This window comes from Thermogemmatispora sp., assembly GCF_042408735.1.
Lineage (GTDB): Bacteria > Chloroflexota > Ktedonobacteria > Ktedonobacterales > Ktedonobacteraceae > Thermogemmatispora.
Map to the genome: position 1 here is coordinate 55,506 of NZ_JBHOQV010000137.1, position 25,246 is coordinate 80,751.

At 63.0% G+C, this 25,246-nt stretch carries 20 protein-coding genes; 9 read left to right on the forward strand and 11 right to left on the reverse strand.

Annotation, left to right across the window (positions count from 1 at the left end):
- The first annotated feature begins 1 nt into the window (after window position 1).
- The 6 genes from ACFMO7_RS15110 to ACFMO7_RS15135 all read left to right on the forward strand — a co-directional run bounded on the left by ACFMO7_RS15110 (window position 2) and on the right by ACFMO7_RS15135 (window position 7,015).
- Window positions 2-1,546: an FGGY-family carbohydrate kinase gene (locus ACFMO7_RS15110; protein ID WP_376796323.1), complete on the forward strand. Its 1,545-nt coding sequence runs from the start codon at window positions 2-4 to the stop codon at window positions 1,544-1,546.
- A 118-nt stretch (window positions 1,547-1,664) separates the two neighbouring features.
- Window positions 1,665-2,450 carry an SDR family NAD(P)-dependent oxidoreductase gene (locus ACFMO7_RS15115; protein ID WP_376796324.1) on the forward strand — a complete coding sequence of 262 codons (786 nt, stop codon included), beginning with the start codon at window positions 1,665-1,667 and terminating at the stop codon, window positions 2,448-2,450.
- A gap of 159 nt (window positions 2,451-2,609) precedes the next feature.
- Window positions 2,610-3,581 carry a metallophosphoesterase gene (locus ACFMO7_RS15120; protein ID WP_376796325.1) on the forward strand — a complete coding sequence of 324 codons (972 nt, stop codon included), beginning with the start codon at window positions 2,610-2,612 and terminating at the stop codon, window positions 3,579-3,581.
- A 79-nt stretch (window positions 3,582-3,660) separates the two neighbouring features.
- Window positions 3,661-4,476, forward strand: a complete 816-nt coding sequence (locus ACFMO7_RS15125) for a hypothetical protein (RefSeq protein WP_376796326.1) — start codon at window positions 3,661-3,663, stop codon at window positions 4,474-4,476.
- A gap of 508 nt (window positions 4,477-4,984) precedes the next feature.
- Window positions 4,985-5,767, forward strand: a complete 783-nt coding sequence (locus ACFMO7_RS15130; RefSeq protein WP_376796327.1) for a siderophore-interacting protein — start codon at window positions 4,985-4,987, stop codon at window positions 5,765-5,767.
- A gap of 327 nt (window positions 5,768-6,094) precedes the next feature.
- Complete coding sequence (locus ACFMO7_RS15135; RefSeq protein WP_376796328.1) at window positions 6,095-7,015, forward strand: class I SAM-dependent methyltransferase; 921 nt, start codon at window positions 6,095-6,097, stop codon at window positions 7,013-7,015.
- 314 nt (window positions 7,016-7,329) lie between these two features.
- Here ACFMO7_RS15135 and ACFMO7_RS15140 read toward each other — a convergent pair whose 3' ends face one another.
- The gene (locus tag ACFMO7_RS15140) at window positions 7,330-9,012 is read right to left on the reverse strand and encodes an ArnT family glycosyltransferase (protein WP_376796329.1); all 1,683 of its coding nucleotides are present in this window, start codon (window positions 9,010-9,012) and stop codon (window positions 7,330-7,332) included.
- A gap of 703 nt (window positions 9,013-9,715) precedes the next feature.
- On the opposite strand from ACFMO7_RS15140, the gene ACFMO7_RS15145 reads away from it, so the two are divergent.
- The 3 genes from ACFMO7_RS15145 (at window position 9,716) to ACFMO7_RS15155 (ending at window position 13,589) form a co-directional block, all read left to right on the forward strand.
- Window positions 9,716-10,309, forward strand: coding sequence for a DUF4202 family protein (locus tag ACFMO7_RS15145; protein ID WP_376796330.1), 594 nt, complete (start codon window positions 9,716-9,718; stop codon window positions 10,307-10,309).
- Window positions 10,310-10,855: 546 nt separating this feature from the next.
- Window positions 10,856-12,148, forward strand: coding sequence for a Bcr/CflA family multidrug efflux MFS transporter (locus ACFMO7_RS15150; protein ID WP_376796331.1), 1,293 nt, complete (start codon window positions 10,856-10,858; stop codon window positions 12,146-12,148).
- A gap of 217 nt (window positions 12,149-12,365) precedes the next feature.
- Window positions 12,366-13,589 carry a PQQ-dependent sugar dehydrogenase gene (locus ACFMO7_RS15155; protein ID WP_376796332.1) on the forward strand — a complete coding sequence of 408 codons (1,224 nt, stop codon included), beginning with the start codon at window positions 12,366-12,368 and terminating at the stop codon, window positions 13,587-13,589.
- 199 nt (window positions 13,590-13,788) lie between these two features.
- Here ACFMO7_RS15155 and ACFMO7_RS15160 read toward each other — a convergent pair whose 3' ends face one another.
- From ACFMO7_RS15160 to ACFMO7_RS15205, 10 genes are all read right to left on the reverse strand, one after another.
- On the reverse strand, window positions 13,789-14,910 hold the full coding sequence (locus tag ACFMO7_RS15160; protein ID WP_376796333.1) for a glycosyltransferase family 9 protein: 1,122 nt from the start codon (window positions 14,908-14,910) through the stop codon (window positions 13,789-13,791).
- A 112-nt stretch (window positions 14,911-15,022) separates the two neighbouring features.
- Window positions 15,023-15,784, reverse strand: a complete 762-nt coding sequence (locus tag ACFMO7_RS15165; protein ID WP_376796334.1) for an SDR family oxidoreductase — start codon at window positions 15,782-15,784, stop codon at window positions 15,023-15,025.
- Window positions 15,785-15,874: 90 nt separating this feature from the next.
- A complete protein-coding gene (locus tag ACFMO7_RS15170) occupies window positions 15,875-16,822 on the reverse strand; it encodes a glycosyltransferase family 2 protein (RefSeq protein ID WP_376796335.1) in 948 nt (315 codons plus the stop codon).
- Window positions 16,810-18,195, reverse strand: coding sequence for a glycosyltransferase (locus tag ACFMO7_RS15175; protein WP_376796336.1), 1,386 nt, complete (start codon window positions 18,193-18,195; stop codon window positions 16,810-16,812). Before ACFMO7_RS15175 ends, ACFMO7_RS15170 begins: the two co-directional genes overlap by 13 nt.
- 16 nt (window positions 18,196-18,211) lie before the next feature.
- The gene (locus tag ACFMO7_RS15180) at window positions 18,212-19,264 is read right to left on the reverse strand and encodes a glycosyltransferase (RefSeq protein ID WP_376796337.1); all 1,053 of its coding nucleotides are present in this window, start codon (window positions 19,262-19,264) and stop codon (window positions 18,212-18,214) included.
- 99 nt (window positions 19,265-19,363) lie between these two features.
- Complete coding sequence (locus tag ACFMO7_RS15185; RefSeq protein WP_376796338.1) at window positions 19,364-20,443, reverse strand: glycosyltransferase family 9 protein; 1,080 nt, start codon at window positions 20,441-20,443, stop codon at window positions 19,364-19,366.
- The gene (locus ACFMO7_RS15190; protein WP_376796339.1) at window positions 20,430-21,674 is read right to left on the reverse strand and encodes a glycosyltransferase family 9 protein; all 1,245 of its coding nucleotides are present in this window, start codon (window positions 21,672-21,674) and stop codon (window positions 20,430-20,432) included. The genes ACFMO7_RS15185 and ACFMO7_RS15190 overlap by 14 nt, the downstream gene beginning before the upstream one ends.
- Window positions 21,667-23,211 carry a D-glycero-beta-D-manno-heptose 1-phosphate adenylyltransferase gene (gene rfaE2, locus ACFMO7_RS15195; RefSeq protein ID WP_376796340.1) on the reverse strand — a complete coding sequence of 515 codons (1,545 nt, stop codon included), beginning with the start codon at window positions 23,209-23,211 and terminating at the stop codon, window positions 21,667-21,669. Before rfaE2 ends, ACFMO7_RS15190 begins: the two co-directional genes overlap by 8 nt.
- 365 nt (window positions 23,212-23,576) lie before the next feature.
- On the reverse strand, window positions 23,577-24,260 hold the full coding sequence (locus ACFMO7_RS15200) for a D-glycero-alpha-D-manno-heptose-1,7-bisphosphate 7-phosphatase (RefSeq protein ID WP_376796341.1): 684 nt from the start codon (window positions 24,258-24,260) through the stop codon (window positions 23,577-23,579).
- Window positions 24,257-24,988 (reverse strand): SIS domain-containing protein, encoded by a 732-nt coding sequence (locus tag ACFMO7_RS15205; RefSeq protein ID WP_376796342.1) that lies wholly within the window; start codon window positions 24,986-24,988, stop codon window positions 24,257-24,259. The genes ACFMO7_RS15200 and ACFMO7_RS15205 overlap by 4 nt, the downstream gene beginning before the upstream one ends.
- Between the last annotated feature and the right edge of the window lie 258 nt (window positions 24,989-25,246).

Here is a 25,246-nt window from a genome sequence, read left to right on the forward strand (position 1 = left end):
CATGCCCGGACAAGGGCGCTACGTGCTGGGGCTGGACGTGGGCACGACCGCTTTGAAGGCCGTGGCCCTGGAGCGCAAGCGCGGTCTGGTCGCTCAGGTCGATTATCCGCACGAGCTGCGCTCTCCCGCTCCTGGCTGGGCTGAGGAGGATGCTGAGCAGTGGTGGCGGACCTGTAGGGAGGCGATCCGGGCTTTGCTGGCGCAGGTCCCTGCCGACGAGGTGGCCGCCATCGGCGTCTCTGGCATGGTGCCGGCTATCGTCCTTCTTGACGCCACCGGCCACCCGCTGCGCCCGGCCATCCTGCAAAACGACGCCCGCGCGGCTCTCGAGGTCGAGGAGCTGCGCGCCGCTGTTGATGAACGTGAGTTTTTTCGCATCACGGGCACGATCGTCAATCAGCAAAACGTTGAACCGCGCTGGCGCTGGTTGTGCAGGCATGAGCCGGGCGTCGTTGAGCAGGTCGCCCATCTGTGCGGCTCCTACGACTTTATTGTCTTCCGCCTGACAGGCCAGCTCTCGCTAGAAGAGAATTGGGCCGCTGAGAGCGCGCTCTACGACATCGAGCGCCATGCCTGGCATCAGCCCTACCTGGAGCGGGCCGGCCTAAGACAGGCCCTGCTGCCGCCTGTGCATGCTCCAACGGAGGTCGTGGGGGGAGTCTGCGCGGCGGTTGCTGCTGAGACCGGTCTGCGGGTGGGTACGCCGGTGGTGGCCGGCAGCGCCGACCATGTGGCGGCGGCCCTGGCGGCGGGCCTGACGCAGCAGGGCGAGGTTCTCCTGAAGTTTGGGGGAGCGGGCGATGTGCTCTATTGCAGCGATCGTCAGGAGCCTGATCCCCACTTTTACTTTGATTATCACGATGTGCCCGGGCTGATCCTCATCAATGGTTGCATGGCCTCCAGCGGCTCGCTGGTGAAGTGGTTCTCCCGCGAGCTGGCTGGCGGTCACTCGCTGAGCGAGCTGGATCAAGAAGCGGCGGGCGTGCCCGCGGGGGCGGATGGAGTGCTGGTGCTCCCCTATTTTCTCGGCGAGAAAACGCCGGTCTTTGATCCCCTGGCTCGTGGGGTCTTTGCGGGCGTCATGCTTCATCACAGGCGCGCTCATCTCTACCGCGCGATCCTGGAAGCCGTCTGCTATGGCTTTGCCCACCACCTGGCCCTCTTGCGCGAGGCGGGGCGCCCTATCCGCCGCGTCTATGCCGCCGATGGGGGAAGCCGCAGTGCTCTCTGGATGCAGATAGCCGCCGATGTGGTAGGTGAGCCGGTCACCCTGGTGGCCGGCGAAGCGGCTTCCGCTCTGGGAGTGGCCTATGTCGCCGCTATGGGAGTCGGCCTGTTCGCTAACTGGGACGAGATTGCCCGCTTTATCAGGCGTGGCCCAACTTATTCTCCCCGGGCGGAGCAGGCGGCAGTCTATCTCCGGGGCTTTCGCCTCTACCGCGATCTCTACCGCCGTCTGCAGCCGCTCTTCGTCGATCTGGCCCGCCTGAGCAACCCCTCTGACGGCCCGCAAGGTGGAGAGAGCGACAAGGGAGACAGGCGCTAGCCGTTAGCTGGCTGGAACCCTGGCCCTGCCCGACTGGATGGATGGCTCGCTTGGGCGGGGCGGGACGGCCGGCGGACCAGATGCGTGAGTGATGTCTATTGAGGAAAGGCAAGAAGCTATGCTCTTAGCTGGTTTACGTGGGTTTATTACTGGCGCTGGCGCCGGTATTGGCCGGGCCATTGCCCTGGAGATGGTGCGCGAGGGGGCTGATCTCTACATTACTGATCTCGATGGCACGGCGGCTGAACGCACCGCCGCTGAGGCTCAGCAGCTGCGGCCCGAGGCCCATCTGTATGCGGCTCCCCTCGATGTGCGGGCGGCAGCGGCTGTTGCGGCTTGTGTCGAGGAGGCGGTGGCCCGGCTGGGTGGGTTGGAGCTGGCGGTCAATAACGCCGGCGTCTCCTCGATGGGGCGCGTCGTGGAGCTGTCTGAAGAGGACTGGGATTTCAATATGGATGTGAATGCCAAGGGAGTCTTTCTCTGTTGCCAGGCCGAGGTGCGCGCTCTCCTGCGGCTTGGCGGGCGGGGCAGCATCGTCAATATCGCCTCGATGGCGGGGAAAAAGGCCGCTCCCTTGCTGGCTCACTACTCCGCCTCCAAGTTCGCGGTCATAGGCTTTACCCAGGCGCTGGCATTGGAAACGGCGGAGGCGGGCATTCGCGTCAATGCCGTTTGCCCGGGCTATGTGCGTACGTCGATGCAGGAGCGTGAAGTGGTCTGGGAGGCGCGGCTCCGCGGTATCTCTCAGGAAGAGGTAATTGCCGATTATCTGCGAGCGATTCCCCTCGGACGCCTGGAGGAGCCTGAAGATGTGGCGCGCGTGGTGACCTTCCTGTTGAGCGATCGGGCGGCTTACATAACTGGTCAGGCCATTGATGTCAACGGTGGGGCCTTTATGGCCTGAGCTGAGCGCAGAGCTTGCCCTCTCGCCTGGTGGACTGCCGGTGCGCTGCGGCTGTGCCAGGGCCTGTCCCCCAGATCCAACGGGCAGGCCCGGTCCCGTCCGTCCTGTCTGTCACGACTGCCCCTTGCTGGCTTTTGGGGCCGGAGGTAGGTCTTGCCGATGTTCAGTTTTGGTTCACGAAGAACGACCATTTTCTTTGCTACCGACGTGCATGGATCCGAGCGCTGTTTCATGAAATTCATTAATAGCGCCCGGTTTTATAAAGCCAACGTCCTGATTCTGGGAGGAGATATTACCGGCAAAGCCCTGGTGCCGATTGTGCGCAGTGGCACCGGGGCCAGCTATCAGGCTTCTTTCCTTGGAGAGAATGTGACCCTGGAGTCCGAGGAGGCCGTTGCGGCCTTCGAGCGCCAGGTACGCCATGCCGGGGCCTATCCTTTTCGCACCACGGCGGAGGAGTTGGCCGCTCTAGAGGCCGACCGCTCCCTGGTCGATCGCCTGTTTACGCGTCTGATGGTTGAGAGCGTCCAGCGCTGGTGCGAGCTGGCAGCTGAGCGCTTGCGAGGAACTGGCGTGCGCTGTTTCATCGATGCGGGCAACGATGATGAGCCGGAGATTGTCGAGGTCTTGAAGCAGGCCGACTACGTGGAGATGCCAGAGGGGGAGGTGGTCATGATCGACGACGAGCACGAGATGGTCAGTGCAGGCTTCGCTAATCTCACTCCCTGGCAGGCCCCGCGCGACATTCCCGATGAGGCGCTGGGACGCTTTATCGAGAGCATGGCCCGGCGTTTGCAGCACCCTGAGCGCGCGATCTTCAATATCCACGTCCCTCCCTATGGAAGTGGTCTGGATATTGCCCCGCTGCTGGATGAGCGGCTCAAGCCGGTAGTCGTGGGGGGAGAGATCGCCACAGGACCGGTGGGTAGCCGGGCGGTGAGAGCCAGCATCGAGCGCTACCAGCCCCTGGTCTCGCTGCATGGCCATATTCATGAGTCACGCGCCGTAAGCAAGATCGGGCGCACTACCTGCATCAATCCCGGCAGCGAGTATGGCGATGGCCACCTGCGTGCCGCTCTCGTCAATCTGCAGGGCAAGAAGCTGCTCAGTTATCAGTTGGTGACGGGCTGAGCAGGCCGCGCGGGAGCGGAGCGCGAAGCCAGGGAGGGAGAAAGGAAGGAAGGAAGAAAGAGAAAGGAAGGAAAGGGAGATGGCCATGAGAGAGCACGAGGCCGACACGAACAGGTGGCCAGAAGAGCGCCCTGAGCGCGGGATCACCCTGGAGGACGGAGCGGCTGAGGCCCAGCGCCTGGTGGCTGCCCTGCAGGCCCAGGGACTGGTGGCCCGCCTGCTAGGTGGACTGGCGGTGCGCCTGCGTTGCCCTAGTGCCCGCCAGCAGGCTCTGAGGCGCAGCTATGCCGATCTCGATTTTGTCTCTCCCCGTAAGCAGGCCCGGTTGCTGCGTGCGGCTCTGGAGGCCAACGGCTATAGCGCCGATCGGCGGTTTAACGCTCTGCATGGCGAGCGGCGCCTGCTCTTCTACGATGAGAAGCGACAGCGGCAGGTCGATATCTTCCTGGGCGTCTTTGAGATGTGTCATAAGTTGGTCCTCGAGCCACGCCTGCATCTGCACCCGCTCACCCTCAGTCCGGCGGATCTGCTGCTCACCAAGCTGCAGATTGTGGAACTGAACGCTAAGGATATACAGGATCTGCTGGCCTTGTTGCTGGATTTTCCCCCTCAGACCGCGGCGCTTGCTCCTGGGGAGCAACTGGATATGCCCCGGGTGATCGAGGTCTGCGCTCACGATTGGGGCTGGTATACCACGGTCAGCGATAACCTCCAGCGCCTGCTGACGGAGGCGGGGCAGCGCCTGGCCCCCGCCGAAGCAACCCTGGTCAAGGAACGAGTGACCTTGATGGGCCATCTGCTGGCAGAGGCGCCCAAGTCGAGTGCCTGGAAGCTGCGCGCCCTGGTTGGCCGGCGCCTGCAGTGGTATGAGCTGCCCGAAGAGGTGCGGCGCTAGACGGAAAGTTAAGGGCGCGCGTGCTTGCCTGCCCCGGCCTCTTCTCCTCAGATCCGCCGGCGGCTCACTCGATCAGGCTCACGTGCGATCCAAAAAGCTATGTGCGCTCAGCAGATAGATTGAGTGCGCAATCGTGCTTTTTAGCCTTAGCGACGATCATGAGCACGCTGAAGGGCTGCTTGGGCCGATGCTTCCGCCAGAGGTCGATCTCGCTGCCACCGGTCCGTCCGGTAGAAGGGTGTTCGTTCGACCCGATCCTCAGCTTGAGCCTCTCTCTGGCCTGCCGTCGCCCGGCGCTGAGGTCTCTGCCTGACTGGCCAGAACGGGGAAGACTCCTCATCTCTGTGCGGCTCAGCTTGAAGATATATCTTAATATATCTGATATGAGGGTGGTCTGGCTCTGGCCCGGAAGGATGCGAGCCGGGCTACCGGCCAGGCTGGCATAGCCTCAACTCTCTGCGCACGAGTAGGCGAAGACAAAGAAAGAAGGAGATAAGAAAAGATTGCTATGCATAGAGCTGAGACGTCGGAAGTCAATCAGTTCCGGGTGCATGAGCCGCAGGAGCTGGCGGCCCGTCTGGGGGCCAGGCATCTGACTCTTCAGGTTGCTGAGACGTACCTGCTCAGGCCCCATCTGCGGCATATCAGGTTGCAAGGCGAGGAGCTAGCCGATTTTACCTGGCTTCCTGGACAGGACGTGATGATCTGGCTGGCAGCTCCAGATGGGCGCAGGCTCTACCGCCGCTACACCATTCGCCACTGCGATAACGCGGCCAGGACGCTGGATCTGGCCGTCTTTCTCCACGGAAAGGCTGGTCCTGGGGAGCGCTGGGCCCAGAGCCTTCAGCCTGGCGAGGTTGTTGATCTGGTGGGACCGCGCGGCAAGATTACCCTGGCTGAGGCTCCCTGGCATCTCTTTGTGGGAGACGAGGCCTTTCTTCCCGCCACCCTGGCCATGTTGGCGGCCCTCCCGGCGGGCAGACCGGCCTGGGCCTTGCTCGAGATTGCCAGTCCGGAAGAGGCAGTTCCCCCAGTCACTCGGGCCGACCTGCATCTCTCCTGGATCTATCGCGGCAGTAAAGACGCCGGCGATCCCGAGCCTCTGGTGGCGGCCAGCAGGGCGCTCGCTCTACCAGGCTCCTCTGGCCAGGTCTACGTTGGGGCCGAACTCCAGGTTGCTCGGGCGCTGAGCGCTGTGCTGGAGGAGCGTGGCTTTGCCCGGGAGCAGCTCTCCGTCAAGGCTTACTGGGTGCGGGGACGGGCCAACGCCGCTATTGGGGAGCCGAAGTAGTCCTCTTTTGATCCCGTAACCCAATCTGGACAGACCTATAAAAAATCTGTTAATAAAAGGGAGTGGTCTTCTCAACTGGCTGTGCTGACAGTTGACAGAGGCTGACTGGCTTACCTACACTCTGAATTGAGCGCTGTCGCCCCGATCGGCAACAGCGCCGGGCCTGGTGTGGTCCGCTTGCCTGGGCACAAGGCAGGGATCTGGCTGGCAGAGGTGGGTGAGAGGTGGCTGGCTGGACCCTCCCGCTTTATTTCTCTGCCTGTCTGTCTGTTTTCCTTGCTGCAGCCAACGGCGCCAGGTCATTCCTCCGTGGAAAGGAGCTTCCCAATGCCCTGGTGGTTCTTTCGACGGCGGCGTTCGGCAGGGGCGCCGCCTGCGGCGGGCCAGACAGTAGCGGGCGCCTCTGCGGCGCCGTCGCTGCAGGGCGAGCGCCGCTTCTTGCCAGAGCAGCCCTACATGCTGCCCAAGGATATGGGCGAAGTCAACCGGCTGGATTTCCAGCATTATGTGCTACGCTCCCTTTTGCGCGCCAACTACCTGGCACCCGTGGGTCAGCCGCGCCGCATTCTCGACGTCGGCTGCGGCACGGGACAATGGGCTTGTGAACTCTGCCATCAGTTCCCGCAGGCGGAAGTGGTTGGCGTCGACCTGGAAGAGATCAAGGCCACCACGCCTCCCTCCAACTACCACTTCGTGCAGGGAGATGTGCGGCGGGGTCTGCCCTTTGCCAGCGGCTCTTTCGACTTTGTTCACCAGCGGCTCCTGACCTCGGCCCTGCCCCTGGCTGCCTGGCCGGAGGTGGTCCGCGAACTGGCCCGCGTGACGGCCCCAGGAGGCTGGATTGAGCTGGTCGAGCCTGGGATGGGCTTGCGGGTTACCCCCACGGGGCCAGCCAACGAGCAGCTCTTGCGCATGGGAGCCCAGGTCGCCGGACAGCGCGGCCTGGATACTGAGGGCGTGGTGGCGCGTTCACTAGAACGCTATTTGCTGGAAGCCCGACTGACCAGGGTGCAGACGCGCGTTGTCGAGGCGCCGGTAGGTGAATGGGGGGGACGGATAGGCTCGCTACTGGCGCTGGATCTGCGCGAGGTCTGGAAGGCGATCAGCGCGCCTCTGGCCGCTCACTTCGGCTTGCCCTTGCAGGAGGTCCAGCAACTCATTGAAAAGGCAAGTCAGGAGTGGAACAGCCTCCAGGCCCATTGCACTTTTATCGTTAGCTATGGGCAGAAGCCTGCTTCCGCCGACTAAGACGGCGTCTATCCGCAGCCTGAGTCGGACTGGTAATGTCTCTGGCCTCAGCGATCCTCCAGAGCAGCGCCCCAGGGAGGCGGAGAGAGATAGCCCGTTTTGTCAGGCGAGGTCCCCGTCCCGAAACAAGCTCTTTTGCCCCCCTGGACGGCCGATAGAGGCCGGGAGACAGAGCAGTCGGCTGCCAGCAAGGCGCCCGGCTTTGCTCCCAGCTCTGATTGCCTCCCTCGCCCCAGGGAGGGTACCGACACGAGCCTCTCCTCGGCATCGGTCGGTGCTCAAGCCTCTCCAATCCCTATAGACCATAATAGGCACTAGAGCGGTTGGACGATATAGTAATCTCCATAGAGTGTGAAGCGATAGTGTTTCTGCTGTTGGGTCATTAGCTGCTTCAGGGCTGCCGCGTAGTCGCTGCGCGACAGAACGTAGGCGGCGTGATGGTCGGCCTGGGTGGCCCAGTAATAGGGCCAGTAGCGAATATAGCCCGGCTGCAGTTGCTGGTTGACCACTCCGCAGGTCAGGCGCTCCTGACTGAGAAAGGCCAGCTTGTAACAGGTCCAGTAATCGCTATAGAAATGGCTCACGCCCAGTTGCTCCAGGTGCTGCACAAAGGCCATGTCCTGCTGATAGTAGGTCTGGGCCGTCGGGCTTTGGCTGAAGGCCTGGGCCGTGCCCAGACCGTAGAAGAGGAGCAAGAGCAGGAGTAGGGCCAGGCAAAGGGAGCGCCCGAGTTGTTGGAAGCGGAGCCGCGAGGACCAAACCATGCGGGCCCCCTTCCAGAGAGGCCAGAGAGTAGCCGGCAGGGCAATCCAAAAGATGATCAGATAGCGCCCGTGGAGAGAAGGCCACTTGAGCGGAGCGAGGCTATGGATGAAGAGCACCAGCGTAGCGGCTGCCGCCAGCAATAGCAGCAGGCGGGCGCTGCTACGTGCCAGAGCTACCTGCTCGACTGGTTTCCCCGCGAGCCGCGACCGTCCCAGGCGCCACAGATCCCAGGCGGCCAGCCCCAGGGCGCAGAGAAAGAGGAGCAGATAGCCGCCGCCCCAGCCGCTGTGGATCAGCCGGCAGGTCAGCGTCGGCGGACTGGTGGGGTCGCGTAGAACCGGCACTTCGCTCACTGGGCAGAAAGGATTGCCACTAATCGTGGGCAGAGAGAGCTGGATAGTTGCCTTGATCTGCTGCCAGACCAGCGCTGGCGTATAATGCAGTGGGACCGGTCCCTCCCGCTGTATGGCGACGGCGGTGAGCGTATCGTGTCCTGGCAAGGGATGCAGATTGTAGGCCAGTAGGGGCCACATTCCCAGGATCAGGCCGCCCAACATGCAGATAACGGGCGCTACCCGTAGCAGCTCGCGCCAGCAAAACAGCAGGATCAGTAGCCCGGAGACACCCATCAGCGGCAGAATCAGCATATCGCTCCAGAGGCCCAGACCTACCACTATCCCCCAGGACAGGTAGCCCCCAGCGCGGACCAGCCGGCGGCGCCAGGAAGGCGCTGAGCCGGCGGAGAGCGCCAGCCAGGTGGCGATCAACAAGGCCAGCGTGCCACAGAGCAGGATCTCTGGGTACCCCCCATAAGAACGCAGTTGATAGGTCAGCATATAGGGTGAGCCGAGACTCAGCAGGGCCAGCGTGAATAGTCCCAACCCGCGCGTGTAAAGCGTGCGTGTGAGCAGGTAGAGCGCGGCCAGAAAGAGCGCGAAGAGCATCACCAGGCCGAGCCGCAGCGCCAGAAGCGAGGAGCCAAACACATGAAAGAGCGCTGCACCCAGATAGGCCTGTAGCGGCCCCATGTAGTAGGATCCATACATAAAGGTGGGGCGCTCGCCCTGATAAGCAATATGGCGCGCCATCAGGCCAAAGATCCCCTCATCGCTGTCGGTCCACGGCCAGTGCTGCTTGAGCAAGAGCAAGCGCAAACCCACACCGACCACAATGAGGCCAAGCGCGGCCAGATCCAATCTGTTCTTTAGCAGCAGGAGAGCAGGTTCACTCAATTTCCTTCCGGCATAGTTCATATTCATAGGCTTATACTCTCATAGTCAGAAACTTCTGTGAAAAATAGAGGAAAAAGGGTGAATTTCGCAGCCGATGATAGCACTGCTGAAATGGGGTGTCAACCAACTAGCAAGCCTCGTGCCATCTTCTCCGCCGGCCTCGCTGCCTGCTCCTGCCTGCCAACTCGCTAAGGCTATGGGCAACGCTTTGAGAGCGGCTGAAGATTGCCGATGGGCAAAGGGTAGACTGGCTGGGCCGGTTGCTGCTCGACCCAGGTGTCTGAGTCCGGGGCAAGGTCGAGGGAAGTACTCTGGCGGAGCCGGACTGGCTGATCTCGAAACCTGTCTGGGGGTAGCTGCGGCTATCTATCGCTGGCTGAGGTCTGCTGGGCTGGCTGGGTAGCCTCGCCGTCGCAGTGGGCGCGAGATGCGCGGCTGCGGCCACCCCGCCTTTGTCCTTCTCATGGCTCAACATCTGAATGGGTTAGAAGCAGTATAGCGGCTGCTGCGTAAATAGCGTATAAACAATACCCTTTTCTCCCTAAACAAAGCATAAAAAAGCAAAAGGATAGTCTGAGTGGGGCCACTCTCGCCTGTTGGCGGGCTGAGGTGGTGTCGGCCTTCGGGCCAGGAGGCGAGCTTGACAGAAGTGGGTAAGCTAAAAAGTGCTTGCAGTCCTTGAAAGGAAAGGGCGAGACAACCGATGGACGAATTGCTGGAACGTGCTCGCACCTGGGTCGAGCAACACGCCGGTTCGCAGGCGCGCCATCTCCTGAGAGCCGAAGAATGGCTCAGGCAGATCTATCCCGCGGCCTCTGAGGCTATGCGGCTGGCAGCCTTGACCCACGATATGGAGAGGGCTTTCCCTGGACCGGATAGTCCCAGACAGGACCCCGCCCGTGGTCCCGATGACCCTGTCTACCTGCAGGCCCACGCTGGGCGCTCGGCGCGCCTGGTGGGTGACTTTCTGCGGGCACAGCAGGCTCCCGCCAGCCTGATTGAAGAGGTAATGGCCCTCATTCAGGCCCACGAAGTAGGAGGGTGGCCAGAAGCCGACTGGATCCAGGCGGCTGACAGCCTCAGCTTTCTGGAGGTCAACGTCGACCCCTTTCTCAAGATGATCGGCGGTAGACAGGGTCACTGGACGCCCGCCGCCGTTCGAGCCAAATTCACCTGGATGTATGAGCGAATACGCCCTCCTGTGGCCCGCTCCCTGGCCGCTCCCCTCTATCGCCAGGCGCTGGAGAAGCTGCGCCAGCGCGAGGAAGACTTGCCGCTTTCTGGGGAGCAGGCTTAGGCCGCGCAGCGGAGATGAAGCGATAAGGCTGCTCCGATGCTGGCCCATCTGTCTGCTCGCCCGCCGGCCCCGGTCTCGGCAGCTCGCTAAGGTGGGCAGCGATCGACTTGGGCTGCCGGCCGTATGGCTGCCAACAAGCCGGCGAAGCGGACCCGGCGGCCGGAGCCTCTTCCTCTCCTGATCCGAGAGGACCGGATGCGCGCAGCGGTGACGCGGCAGCGCTCTGCTCTAGGGCCGGCGCGCTGCCTTCCCCAGAGCAGAGAAAGAGAGCGAGGAGCTGCCTTTTCTTCAGCCGTGTCTTTGTGACTATACTGATGTAGTACCAGCTTCGCCCGCTTCTGCCAGATGCGACCAAAAATCAGCAGCTCTGAACGGCCATTGTGAAAGTCACCAGGGTCGGCTCAGGAAGCTGTGCCGTTGGCCCGAACGGGCGGGGCGAGCGCTGAGGCCGCGCGTCTTCCCTGCCAGACTGCCCGCACGTCTCGTCCTTCAGCCTGGCTATATAGATAGATGCATATTCTTGTGATGTTTTTTGTTCGTGGAGAGATGCAAAAACAGGCAATGGATGCTGTAGAGCAAGAACACGGTACCCGGTACACCTCCTCGGCCAGAGGGTGGCGCTATGGGCTACTGGTAGTCATTCTTGGGGGGCTGGCGGCCTTTGGGCCGCTGTCGATCGACATGTATCTGCCTGCTCTGCCCTCGCTCAGCAGCGACCTGGGGGCGAGCGCCTCGGAGGCCCAGCTAACGCTGAGTGCCTGTCTCATCGGTCTTGCCCTGGGGCAGATCCTTGCGGGGCCGCTGAGCGATACGTTGGGCAGGCGTCGCCCGTTGCTCGTTGGGCTGGGGGCCTATATTGTGGCCTCTCTTTTATGTGCCGTTGCACCCTCGATCTCGATTCTGATCGGCCTGCGGCTGGTCCAGGGCATAGCGGGGGCAGCGGGCATCGTCATTGCGCGAGCCATTGTACGAGACAAATACAGTGGCATTGCTCTGGCCCGCTTCTTCTCGATGCTCATGCTGGTCAGTGGCATTGCTCCCATTGCTGCGCCCATCCTGGGCGGTTTGCTGCTGCACTTCATAGACTGGCACGGGATCTTTCTCTTCCTGGCTCTGATCGTGACCCTGATGTGGATCGCGGTCCTGCTGGGTCTACCCGAGAGCCTGCCAGTGGAGCGGCGTCAAAGCGGCAAGCCAGGGCCTACCCTGACCACATTTCGCCGTCTGCTTAGCGACCGCCCTTTTCTGGGCTACGCCCTTTCAAGCGGGCTATCCGCAGCGGCCATGTTCTCCTACATCTCCGGTTCTCCCTTTGTGACACAGGAGATCTATGGTCTCTCGCCCCAGGCCTTCAGTCTCGTTTTTGCCATCAATGCCCTCGGCATTGCCATCATGGGGCAGATCAATGGGCGGCTCGTTGGGCGGATTGCCCCTCGCAGGCTATTGGCTGGAGCGCTCACTGCCGTGGCGCTTGGCGGGGTAGCAGTTTTCCTGGCGGTCATCGCTGGTCTTGGCCTGCCCGGCATCCTGCCGGCCCTCTTTGTCGTTGTGGCTAGTCAGGGCATGGTATTTCCGAATGCCGCCGCCCTGGCGCTCGCCGATCAGCCGCGGTCCGCCGGCAGTGCTGCCGCCTTGCTAGGGCTGCTGCAGTTCGTCCTTGGAGCCCTGGCCTCGCCGCTGGTTGGCGTTGCTGGCTCCCAGACGGCCCTGCCGATGGCGGGCGTGATTGCTCTTTTGAGCGTCTCCGCCTTGAGCACCTTCCTGCTCTTGGGGCGCGCCGGAAGACCCGATGTATCCGTGGCCCTTCCCCCTGAGGACCGGCAGGGCAGCGAGGGCTAGCAGTGAATCGCTCGCGAGGACCTTCCTCAGCCTGGGCCGTCGAATCTGGTACAATAGAAGAGAGTCGACGGCTGCTCTGAGATGTCTGAAAGTTTGCAGCCAATAGAACAGGCAAAAGAAGGAGCATCTGCTCGCGGAGCCGGGGAGGACCTGGCCCCCTGGTGGTGCGCTCCCAACCACTGTGCCCTCTGCCCGGCTACCCAAGGAGGAGGTCCCTATGCGTCGTTATCTCCGCTGGCTTGTAGCTCTGCTGCTCGTCCTGGTCGTCACAGGCTGTGCTTCCACACCGGGGCCGGGGGCCGCGCCGGCACCAACCAGACAGGCTACCGGCGCCACCCAGGCCCCGGGAACGTCCCTGCCCTCTTCCAGCGCCACCGCCACCGCTCTGCTGCCCGAGTCCAGCATTCCGGGTCTCCATCTGCCGCCGGGCTTCCAAATCAGCGTCTACGCGCGCGGTCTCAGCACTCCGCGCTTCATGACCATTGGGCCGAATGGCGTCTTGCTCGTCGCCAATCGTGCCGGCAGTAACGTGGTGGCGCTGCTCCCCGGACCTTCTCCCAGGCAGCCAGCGGCTGTGCGTTCCCTGGTGAACGGACTGAACAGTCCGACCAGCCTCGATATGGACGACGGCTACCTCTATATCGGCGAGGCCGGCAGTGTGGCCCGGGTGAAGCTGGGGCCAGATCTCAGGCCGGGGCCGGTTGAGCGCATCATCACCGATCTCCCTGTTGGGGGACAGCACAGCACGCGCACCGTCCTCATCGGGCCGGACCACCGCATTTATGTATCCATCGGGTCGGACTGCAATGTCTGCCAGGAAGCGGACCCCCATCGCGCGGCTGTCTGGGTCTACGAGAGGGATGGCTCTCACGGCAGGCTCTACGCCAGGGGCCTGCGCAATGCCGTTGGGATGGCGGTCAATCCCTGGAACAAGCAGATCTGGGTGACCAACAACGGGCGGGACTATTTGGGCGATGATCTGCCCCCGGAGACCGTCTATCGCCTTGTCGATCAGGGTGACTACGGCTGGCCGCGCTGCCATGCGGGCAATATCCCCGATCCCGAGTTTGGGCGCAGTGCCCAGGCCTGCCAGGGGGTGCAGGCTCCTCTTGTGACGATCCAGGCTCACTCTGCCCCTTTAGGTCTGGCCTTCTATCCCACCGACGCCAGCCAGTTTCCGCCAGCCTACCGCAGCGCCCTCTACATCGCGCTGCACGGCTCCTGGAATCGCAGCGTCCCCACTGGCTATAAAGTAGTCCGGGTGCCCCTCAACAATGGTCAGGTAGCCGGGCCTCCCCAGGATTTTATCACCGGCTGGCTTCAGGCCGACGGCAAAGTGACGGGGCGGCCAGTGGGAGTCACCGTCGCTCCAGACGGTACCCTCTTTGTCAGCGATGATACCTTTGGCCTCATCTATCACATCTGGTATCGGCAAGGCTAAGGGTCTTGGGGTTAAGTAAGAAGGAAGAGGCAGGCTGTTCTTGGGGACCCGGCACCTGGCAGAAGCCTGTGATTGGTCGACCAGAAGCGCACTCGGACGGCTTCGCTCCTGGCCCTCCTCGCTGGGCCTCCTCCCAGCGAAGAGAGGAGGCGCCTTTGCGCGGCAGTTCTGCTCGTGAGGCCGGCAGCCGGCGCTCTGCCTAGCTCTCGCGCCAGAGAGGGGCCAGCTCCTCCTGGCGAGCAGGCCAGCGCTCCTGCTCAGCCGCGAACAGCTCCAGGGCGGCAGCCGCAACTTCTTCGGCCCCAATTGCCTCGACGAAAGAGACCTGGTGAGGGCAACTGGCGGTCAGACAGTTCAGGCCGCAGGCGGGACAGCTCAGTTGCCAGGAAACGAGCAGGCGATGGCGTCCTCGGGTGAGAGGGCCGGCTGTGAGGGCGTTGAGGGCCCAGTAGAGGCCAACCGTAGCTGTGCCCACGGCTTCGGCCATATGCAGAGGTCCGGAATCGTTAGCCACCACCAGGTGGGCGGCCTGCAAGAGGGCGGCTAAGCCTCCCAGTGAGAGGCGGCCACAGAGGTCGAGGGCGGGAGCGTGCATTGTCGCCACAACTGCCGTCACAAGCTCCCGTTCTTGCTCCGTCCCGATCACGGCCACCTGGGCCCCGGCTGCCGTTAGAACCTCCCCAACGCGCGCGAAAGAGGTCACAGGCCAGCGCCGTCGCGGATCGCTGGCGCCGGGATGAAGGACCACCAGGCGCCCTGGCGGCCAGGATAGACCGGTGCGCGCTCTCAGCTCCCTGACATCGGAGGCGAGCACGGGCAGAGATGGCTCCAGTGTCGTGGCAGCCGCACCAACAAGCCTGACTACCTCCAGATAGCGCAGGATCTCCGATTGGAGATAGATATAGGGCAGCCACAGATCGAGCGGAGCGGCGTCCGGGGTTCGTAGTCCTACCGTCAGGCGGCTGCCCAGGCGCGCCACGAAGGGATTCGAGTAGCGTCCGCCTCCATGTACCTGCAGAGCCAGATCGAAGTGCTCATGCTGCATTGCAGCAAAGAAAGGAGCGAGCAGCTCTGGCCTGGGCGGGGTAGTCACTGGCGCACTGACGCCGGCGTAGGGAGGGATCTCAACGGCCCGCTCGACAATCCCTCGGCCCGCCAGAAAGGCGGCATGCCAGCTTTTCCCGAGCAGCACAAGCTCAGCCTGTGGATAGGCTGCGCGCAGGGCTGCCAGTGCTGGCAGCAGAAAGACAAAATCTCCCAGTCCATTGGCCCGCAGCACAGCGATCTTTTTGACATCCCTGATTTTTGTGCCTGTAAGCATTGCTCCCAGCTCTCTCCTGCTAACCAATCCTTCCCTGTCCGCTTTGAACGCTTGAGCGCCTGATGTCCAGCGATCTCCGGCAGGGCCAGTCTGCAGTGATAGCCGATGCTGGCTAGGGCCAGCTTGTCTCGTTCAGCGGCGTCACCAGGATCTCCTGCAGGGCGGACTCTGTCGGAAGGCTGGCGGCAAAAACGATCGTGGCCGCCACCGTCGCCGGATCCTGCAGCAGCTCCGGAGGCGGTAGTGGGATCCCCTGAGTCAGAAAGCGGTCGAAAAAATGGGTACGCATGCCGCCAGGGATAATCGTCGTCACGCGAATGCCGTGCGGGCGGCCCTCGACGCTCAGAGCGCGGCTGAAGCCGAGCAAGCCCCACTTCGAAGCATGGTAGGCTGAGGCGTTCGCCCAGGCGCGCAGGGCTGCCGTTGAGGCCACATTGATGATATGGCCACCTCCCTGCTGACGCATCACAGGAAAGAGGGCGCGGGCCACTAAGAAGGGGCCACGCAGATTCACCCCGATCACCTGGTCCCACTGGGCAACGCTCATCTCTGTCACTGACAGCGTATGATCGATCGCCGCACAGTTCACCGCCACGTCGATATGGGGCCAGCGGCCAAGCACCCTGGCCACACTCTGCTCTACGGCCTCAGCCTGGCTGACGTCGCAGCCACAGGCCAGCACTTCGTTCCCCTCGGCCTCCAGGGCCTGGCTCACACGTTCCAACTCTGTCTGATTGATATCGAGGCAGGCCAGGCGGCAGCCCGTCGCAGCGAAGGCGCGGGCCGTTGCCTCGCCCAGTCCACTGCCGGCCCCGGTCACCAGCACGACTTTGCCCCGCAAGGACTCTCGCCACTGCTCTTCCTGAGAAGACATATCTAGCAGGTCACTCCTTTCTCAGGCTCTGCCTATCGCTCTCCCTCACCTATGTGAAACAGGCCCAGGCTTCTGGCCTTTCTTTTGCTGCTACTTCCTTGAGCCTTGGGCATCATCCTCCCTGGCCTCTTGGCGAAAAGGATCGCGGCGGTAGCTGGACGACGGTGGGCCTGCCGGCGGCCGGTCCAGGCCCAGGTACTCTTGGGCCAGCTCCGCGAAGAGGCTGGTCGCATTGCAGCGGCGATCAGGAACTGTGGTTGGCAGCTCAAGATGATAGGTGCCGCAGGGCAGAAGACCACAGCCTCCGTAGCGGCAGAGCAGCAGCCATTGGGCGAGCACCTCCTCACCGGCGTGTTCAGGGGGCAGACGCCACCACCAGGAGAAGCCGCCCACGCTGAGCAACTTAGCCCGATCATAGAGCACATTCGCCCCGCCAACCCAGGCTACCTTATAGCGCAGGCAGCCTGTCGGATCGGCCCGACGCCAGGCATCTGCCGCCAGGAGCCGCCGCTCCAGATGCAGAACGTTGGCCGCGTTGTTAATCAGATGTCGCTGCCAGGGGATGCTCTCAGCGCTCAATGGCTCAGGCTGGACCGATCCCTCCCAGAGTTCGATCTGCTGCTGCTCAGGTCGAACATCCTCCAGGAAGGACAGGCCCGCTGCGGCGCACCCCACAAACCCGCAGCCCTCCTGGCGCAATATGGCCAGCATGCGCCCCATGACGGCCGGCTCCAGAACCAGATCGTCATCCAGGAAATGAACATAGGGGGAGCGACTTTGGGCCAGCAGGAAATGGCGCTGTTCGGCCAGACCTCGTCGTGGCAGATGGCGATGGAGGGTCACCTGATGCCCGCGCCAGCGCAAGGCCCGCACCAATGTCTGAATCTCGGCGCTCTCCAGATAGCTTTCCTGGGGATCGGTCTGATCGGAGACGATCACATCAAAGTCAAGGAAATCCTGGGCCAGCAGGCCCGCCAGCACGATGGCCAGCCCGGTCTTGCGCCCACACGTAGGAATGAGCACCTCTACCAGGGCCACGGCGCCTGCACCTCCTCGATCCGGGCCGGGCCTGCCACCTCGCTGGTTGCTGTCGGCAGCCAGCCAGCAACCTCCTTGTTGAAAGGGCCTTCACCCTCTCCGCGCGCGTGCCAGGCCGCCCGCACCGCCTCGTAGAGGGCAGCCGTGCGCAAAGCCGTCAGGCGCCAGGTGAAGGTCTGCTCGACGCGTCGACGAGCCGCCTGACCCATGCGCTCGCGCAGGGCTGGGGCGGTCAGCAGCATATGCAGGCGCGCCGCCAGTGCCTCGGGATCGCGTGGCGGCACCAGCAAACCGGTTTCACCATCGAGGACTGTGTAGGTAATGCCACCGACCGCCGAGGCCACAACCGGACGCGCGCAGGCCATAGCCTCCAGTGGCGTCAGGCCGAAAGGCTCATACCAGGGAGTAGTCACGGCAATATCACCCGCGCTGTAGAAAAGCGGTAGGACGGCTGGCTGTCGCCTGCCCGTGAAAAGGACGCGCTCACTGACCCCCAGCTCCACGGCCAGCCGCTGCAGGATGGCCATCTCTGGGGTTGTGCCTGGATCAGGCTCTGTCGTCTCCCCGCCGACAACCACCAGCGTGATGGGAGGCCGCTCCGTCCCGTCGTAGCCATAGCGATGAACTAACAGGGCCAGAGCCTGGATCACGCTGCGCACGTCCTTGCGCGGCAAGAGCCGTCCGACATAGACCAGGATTGCCCCCTGCTCGGGCAAACCCAGCCGCCGGCGCGCCTCCGTTAGAGGGAGAGGGCGGAAACGGACCGGATCGACGCCCGCTGGAATAAGTGCGATACGCGCCGGATCGGCCCCGTAGTCGGCTATCAGCTCCTGGCGCTCGCTGGGGCACTGGGCGATCAGGTGCGCCGCTCGATGCACGATCTCTCGCTCGACAGGAATGCGCTCGTTCGGGCTGCTGTCCTCTTCCTGCTGATGGCGACGCTTCGTCATCCCCAGAGCGTGAAAGATCTGCACCGCCGGTATCCCCAGCCGTTGCTGTAGATCGATGGCCACCTGACCGGCCATCCAAAAGTTGCCATGTAGAAGCGTGTAAGCGACGCTCTCGCGGGCAATAAAGCGCAGCAGCGCCTCGCGAAAAGCCGGCATAAACGGCCAAATGGCGTCTTTGGGAAGTATCAGGGCTGGACCTGCCTCCAGATGAATGACGCGTACCCCCTCCTGCCACTGGACGATCTCCGGCTGGCCAAGGCTCTCGCGGCGAGTAAAGATGTCAATGGCATAGCCGCAGGAAGCCAGATGGCGGCTCAGCTCCGCCACATAGACGTTCTGTCCGCCGGCGTCCTCACCGCCCAGGAGAGCCAGAGGACTGGCGTGCTCGCTGAGCAAAGCGATATGTTCTCTTCGTTCTCTCATCACAGATATCCTTTCCTTAGAGCCTCGCCTCTCGCCTGCCGGCAGACCTCTCGCCGCCATCGGGCGCCTGCTTGCTCTCATCCCCTGGTCTTTGTGCATCTGCTGTGGAGGCGGTGCCGCTGGCAAGGGCGATAGCCCGCCCAAAGGCCGCTTCCCAGTCGCGCCGGAAGCGTGCCAGGCTGAAGCGCTGCAGCGCCAGGCGGCGAGCATTCTCGCCCAGCTCACGGGCGTGCCTGGCATCTGCCAGCAGGCGCCGCATTCCGTCGAGCAGCTCGGCGGGATCGCACGAGAGATAGCCATGAACCCCATTCCTCACCAGCGAGGGCAGTTCGGTCGTGGCCAGGGCTACCACCGGCATACCGATGGTCATGGCTTCCACGACCGCCAGCGGCAGGCTGCTGTAGCGCATTGGGCTGAAGAGAAAGCGGTAGGCGGCGACGTGTCGATGCAGGCTGCGATAAGGAAGGTCACCCAGGCCGCCAAGAAGCTCGCTCTCCATGCCGGCCAGATCCAACGGTAGCCGCTCGCGGGCCCAAAGGAAAAGGTCGCACCCGGCCAGGCGCCCGCGCCGCTTCATGTCATTGACCAGACTTATTCCACGGGCCAGTTCACCGCGGTAGCGAATGGAGGGATCAATGGCGACGCTATGCTCGATCACCTGGGTAGGCGTGCGTCCAGCATCCCACATCAGTCGGTTATAGTGCGTCACATGAACCAGCAGAGTGGTAGGGTCATCGACTGAATGGCGTGTATCACAGACGTGGAGGCGCGGCGCATTGTGTTCCAGATAAATGCGTGGCAAATCTTGCTGATCATGACTAAGGATGGCATATCGCTCCTCGAAGAAATCCTCCGGCGTCTGGTAAATCACCAAGTCCAGAGGCAGATGACGCACTTCGGCAGCGGGTACCTCCTGCACGTTGGGAGGTAGATCAAAGGTTGGACCGCGTCCAGCGTAGCGCCCTGGACGCCCAGGCTTCACCGGCAGGTACCACTCATGTTCGAGGCGCGCCAGAGCATTCAAGTAACTCCCATGAACAGGCCAGATCAGAATGCGTAGTCGTCTCAATCAAGCTTCTCCCGTGTGTGATACCAGACTCTTCCGCCTCCCGCTCAGCTAAGATGGCGGCGAGGGCGACAGGATCCAGAAGGGGCCTTCTACTTGTAGCTAGCCGCCGGTCCGCCTGGCCGCTAGCAGGCGCTCCGCCAGGGCCAGGATCGCGCTGGGCGCAAGCCAGCGCAGACAACGCTGGTCCAGTGGGCAGATGCTGTATGGGCAGGGACTACAGGCCACGGGGAGCCGCGCGACCAGATGGCGGCTCCTGTCGAGCGGGGCCCACCGTCGAGGATCGGCGGGGCCGAAGAGCGTGATGCTGGGTACTCCCAGAGCACAGGCCAGATGCGCCACACCGGTATCGTTGCTGATAAAAAGATCGAGCTGACTCAAGACCGCCGCCAGCGTGCCGAGCCGGGTCCGGCCAGCCAGATTCAGTACCGGTCTGGGCAGGGCCTCCGATACCTTCTGGACGATTGACCGCTCATCAGCACTACCGGTTAAAACGATCTGGGCTTCATAGTGCCGCATCAGCAGTCTGGCCAGCGTGGCGAAAGAGGTGGCAGGCCAGCGGCGGGCCGGAGCACGGGCCCCAGCGTGCAGGCCAATCAGAGGGCGCTGGCCTGGCTGCAAGGGAGCAAGCAAAGCCGCCGCCGCCTTACGCTCGCACGCTGTCAGCGGAAACTCGAGCCGTGGATCATCTGCTCTGCCCCCCAATAGGGCGATCAGCCCCAAATTGCGCCAGATCTCGTGCGCCTCGTGGGGATAGGGGGCAGCCAGAGTCAGAGCTGTTGGCCGCTCGCCTACGGTTGGGTCGTAGTAGCCGACGGCGTAGCGCGCTCCCAGAGCCAGCACAAAGGGATTGCTGGCCTGCCCACTGCCATGGAGCTGGATGGCCAGATCAAAGCGAAGCCGGCGCAGGCGCGCCAGGCCAGCGCTGCTGTGAGCAGTCCAGGCTCGCTCTGCTATCCCGGGATAGCCGGGAAAGCAGGCGAAGCGGTCCACATAGGCCCGATAGCGTCGCGCAAAGCTACGCGCCCAGGGGAGACCGATCAGCGTAATCTCGGCCTTCGGAAAGCGCTGTCGCAGCGCTCGGAGAGCTGGCACCGCCAGAAGTAGATCTCCCAGATAAAGGGCACGTACGACGGCAATGCGCTTCAGCTCTTCTCCAAAGAGATGGTCACCGTTGCTCATGGCTCTCACTCCTGACAACCGAGTGCCATTCCTCTCTCTCTCCTGCTCTCTCCCGCTCTTGCTCTCGACTGCTGATGCCTTGCGTATGCTGAGCGAGAAGAGTCGCCGTTGCCGTTACCACCTCCGCTGGCCTCACCCCGCGCAGGCAAAGCTGGTCGTAAGGGCAGAGGCGCTGGTAGCAAAGGCGACAGGGAACCTCCCGATAAAGCAGCCGATACGGCACCCGCCACGGTCTCCACTGCTCGGGGGGATTCGTCAGGGCAAAGAGCGCTACGACCGCGGTGCCCAGGGCAGCGGCGATGTGCATTGGACCAGTATTGTTGGTGACCACCGCAGCCGCCCCCTCGATAAGGGCGCACAGACCGGCAAACGAGAGGCGCCCCGCCAGGGGGAGCACCCACTGGCGTTGGAGGGGAGCCACCCGAGCGTGAATACGCTCGACCAGCTCCTTTTCATGCTCTGCGCCTGTCAGGCAGACCGTAGCTCCCAGCTCAGCCACCAGTCCCTCGATCACCATACTGAATAGCTCCCACGGGTAGGTACGTGCCGGCATGCTGCAGCCGGGATGCACCACGATCAGAGGTCGTGGCGGCTGCTGACCCAGGCCGCTCTCGGTCAATACCGTCCTCCACTCTTGGCGGGCGGCCTCTGGAACAGCCAGCACCAGATCGAGGCCGGCGGGTGGCACGCCGATCGCTGCCACCAGCTCTAATGCCCGCTCCACCTCGTGAAGCTGGCCCCCCGAGGGGCGCAGACGAGTAGTCAACAGCGAGCCGGAGCCGTCGCTAGAGGCTGCCAGGCGCAAGGGAATATCGGCCAGGTAGCACAAATAAGCCGCAGGTAAGGCGCTCTGTCGAAAAGACGTAAAGATAATTGCCCCATCGAAGCGCCGCTCCCGCAACAAGCGGATCATGGCCTCTTCTCGTTGGCTATCATGAGGGAGACGGGCCCAGGGATCAACCCAGGGGGCTTCATAGACGATGATCTCGTCAAGATCGGGATTGAGCGCACCCACCTGGGCTCCCACAGGGCTGGCCAACAGGGTCAGAGTGGCCTGTGGCAGCGCCCTTTTGAGGGCCCGGAAGGCAGGAGTCATCAGCAGAACATCGCCCAGGTTATCCAGGCGCACCACCAGCAGCCGGCGTACCTTGCGCCAGCGCTCGTCAAGGCGGGACGGAGGGGCGACATCTGGCAAGCGACCCCGTAGCACCTGCAGCGGCTGCTCAGGCATGGCCAGCCTCCGCCTGGGTCGGTGCGCGGTTCTCCTGACCGCGGATGCGGGCGATCAGAGCGCTGGTGCTTCTGGCCGGCAGCAAGGGAAGAATCACGACCTGTCCTCCCACGGCGCGTACCGCCTCGGCTTCCGGCAGGATTTCGGCCAGGTAGTCGCCGCCCTTAACGTGGAGATGGGGACGCAAGGCCAGAATCAGTTCCGTCGGGGTCTCTTCCTCGAAGAGGAGAGCATGATCTACCATATCCAGGGCCGAGACCAGCGCCAGGCGATCGCCTTCGCTATTGATAGGTCGCCCCTCGCCCTTCAGGCGGCGAACGCTGCGATCGCTATTGACGCCTACTACCAGCAGGTCACCCAGGGCTTTGGCCCGGCGCAGGAAATGGACATGGCCCGCGTGGAGCAGATCGAAGATTCCGTTCGTGAACACGATGCGTCGTCCGGCCAGTCGCTCCTTCTCCAGGCGCTCGGCCAGGCGCGCCCGCTCGGCCTGAGAGTGGCGCTCTCGTTCTGCCAGGGAGCCTGGCTCTTCCAGGCAGGCGCGTAAACTGACCCGCTGCAGCAGCTCCTGCTGACGAACGGTGGCCGTCCAGCGTTGAGCCACGGCCAGAGCCGCAGCCTCGCAGGCAATCGTGCCGGCCTCCACGAGCGAAGCTCCAGCGGCCAGGGCCAGGGCCAAGGCTGTTGCGAACGAATCGCCGGCCCCCACTTCGCTGGCACGGACTGCCGGGCTGGCCGGCAGGTGCCGAACGAGTCCCTGTCGATCCAGCAGCAAGGCTCCTTGTTCGGCCAACGTGATTACCACAGCCGAGCAGCGCAGCAGATCCAGAAGCTGCTCTCCGACCTGGCGCGCCTCCTCAATCTCTACCGGAGCTGCCCGGTGGGAGGCGTTGGGCAAGCGTTCGCTGACACACAGACGGGCCTCTAGATAGTTGGGAGTGACCACTGTGGCTGGCAGCGAGCGAAAGCGTCCCAGCGCCTTCGAATCGACCAGCAGCACCTTTGGCTGGCGAGTCTGAAGCCGCTCTAGCTGCTTGATGACCGCCTCGCTCACCACGCCATAGCGGTAGTCAGAGACAATCACCAGGTGGCAACAAGCATAGGCGGCCTCCAGCGTCGCTAGCAGGTGTTGCTCGGTCAGGGGGGCAAGCTGCTGAATTCCGCCCTCGTCGAAGCGTACAACGTACTGGCCATCGGCCAGGATGCGTACCTTATGCAAGGTATCGAGCGCGGGATCGCTCACCAGCCAGTCCAGGCTGACCTGAGAGCGTCGCAAGGCGGCCCGCAACAGGGAGGCGCTTTGATCGCAGCCGACCACACTCACCAGCAGAGCTTCTGCCCCCAGAGCCTCTACATTCGCGGCAGTATTGGCAGCCCCTCCGGGCAGGTGGTACTCACCCGTGCGGGTCACCACCGGTACTGGCCCCTCCTGGCAGAGACGTGAGGCCGTACCTTCCAGGTACGTGTCTAGCATGACGTCGCCAAGAATCAAGGCGCGCAGATGACGGAAAGCCGAAACCACATCGACAAGTGCCATGCCTTCACTGCTCCAGCTTGCAAACCAATTCAACCGTTGCTTTCCCCCGTCCGGCGGCCCAGGCCGCGGCCAACTGAAACCGGATCAAGGGAACTTCCCCTGATCACCTTCCACCGCTCCGCTCTTACGGCTTCTCCCTATCCCGCCCATTAGACCGGCCCGAACCTGGCCGCTCGGCTCCGGCGGAGGCATAGCCAGCCGCCTGCCCTGCCCTGCCGCTCGCGCGCTTAGCCAACCAGCAGAAAGGGCGGACTGCTTTCTCGGCTCGGCCTGGCGAGCAGGATCGGACAGAACAGTCCTCGTCTCTACGGAGGGGAGCGCGCTCGTGCACCCTGGCCGGAGGGAGCGCCTGGTTGATCAGACCCTTAGTTGTGCTCAGGCGGAACGGACCAGAAAGGGAGAGAAGGCTCTGTGGACTGAGCGCCTTCCTTCACCTCCTGCTGGCCGAGGACGCTATCGGAATAGTCAGACTCCAGTGCTGCCGCCTCGGCGAGCGTGGCGGTACAGATGAGGTGCAGAGCCTGACGGGTATCGCGGGCAACAAAAGTTGGCCGGCGCAGGTCGAGAGTGGGCGGCCCCTCAGTGCCGAGGTCGACCAGCACCGTGCGGCAGCCAGCGCGGTTGCCTGCCTCAACGTCGTCAAGGATGTCGCCAACGAACCAGGACCGGGCGAGATCCAGTCCCAAGTCGGCAGCAGCCTGTAGCACCAGGCCGGGCTGCGGCTTCCGACAGCCACACTGGATAGCCAGGGCAGGAATGACTCCTTCGGGATGATGGGGACAGTAGTAGATGGCATCCAGGTAGACGCCCTGACGCCCTAACTCCTGATAGAGGTAGGCGTGCATACGCTGCAGATCGTCCTGGCTAAAGTAGCCGCGAGCCAGACCAGACTGATTCGTAATCACTACCAGGGCATAGCCCAGAGCCTGCAGGCAGCGCAGACCAGGCCCGATATTCTCGTAGAGGCGCAGGTCCTGGAGACGCCTGGGGTAGGGAACGGGATAGACCAGCGTGCCATCGCGGTCAAGAAAAACAGCTCGACGCTTCATTGGCCTCCGCCTTCCCTTCGCGGGATGGGCAGGCCCTGGCCTGTCAAAGCGCAGAGCTGGGCCTCAGCCAGATCACACAGGACATGGATCAGCAGCAGATGTAGCTCCTGAGTCAAAGGGGCATGGTGACCACCAGGCATGCGCAGAGCTAAATCTGCCTGCTCTGCCAGAGAGCTGGGCCCCTCGCCGGTCATGGCCAGAACAAACAGACCCTGTTGGCGAGCGCATTTGGCGGCCTCAATCAAGTTGCGCGACTCCCCGCTGGTGCTCAGCGCGAGCAAGAGGTCACCTGGCTCCCCCAGTGCCTGCACCTGACGTGCAAAAGCCGTCGCATAGCCGTAGTCATTGGCCAGGGCAGTCAGAATAGCACTATCGCTGGTAAGGGAGAGGACCGGGTAGGGGCGACGCTCGCGCCTGAAGCGCCCTACTAATTCGGCGGCCAGATGCTGGGCCTGAGCGGCACTGCCACCATTGCCCGCTACCAGCACTTTGCGCCCGGCTGCCAGCGTATTGCCGAGCCAGCGGGCAGCCTGGTTAAGCAGCTCGGCCTCCGCCATCAGCAGCTCTAAGGCCTCATCGAGCCAGAGACGACGCTGCCAGAGGAGGGTACGCAAACTCTCGACTTCCCGCTTCCAGGTCTGCTCGTCACCCCACTCTCCCAAGGAGGAGCGGTCAGGCCAGCCAGCTCGCTGCCAGGCTGTGACTTCTCTTGGTGACTTCTGTTCCATGCCCTCTATGCCTTTATTTGGATTTCTATCATATAAAAAGCTATTAGCAGCTTTCCCTTAAGAGGATGGTGTGTTGCGATTCCGTGTGAGAACATGGTAGCCCATTTCTTTCCTGAATTCAAGACATAAAAATATTTCTAAGGATATTCTAATTTAGCTAGAGATCGAAATTCTCCTTTTTCTGTCAAAACCTCAGAACGGAAAGCAGGGCTGACGGCGGCAGCGGCTACTGACGGAGGGCGGCGAGAGAGAGCTGAC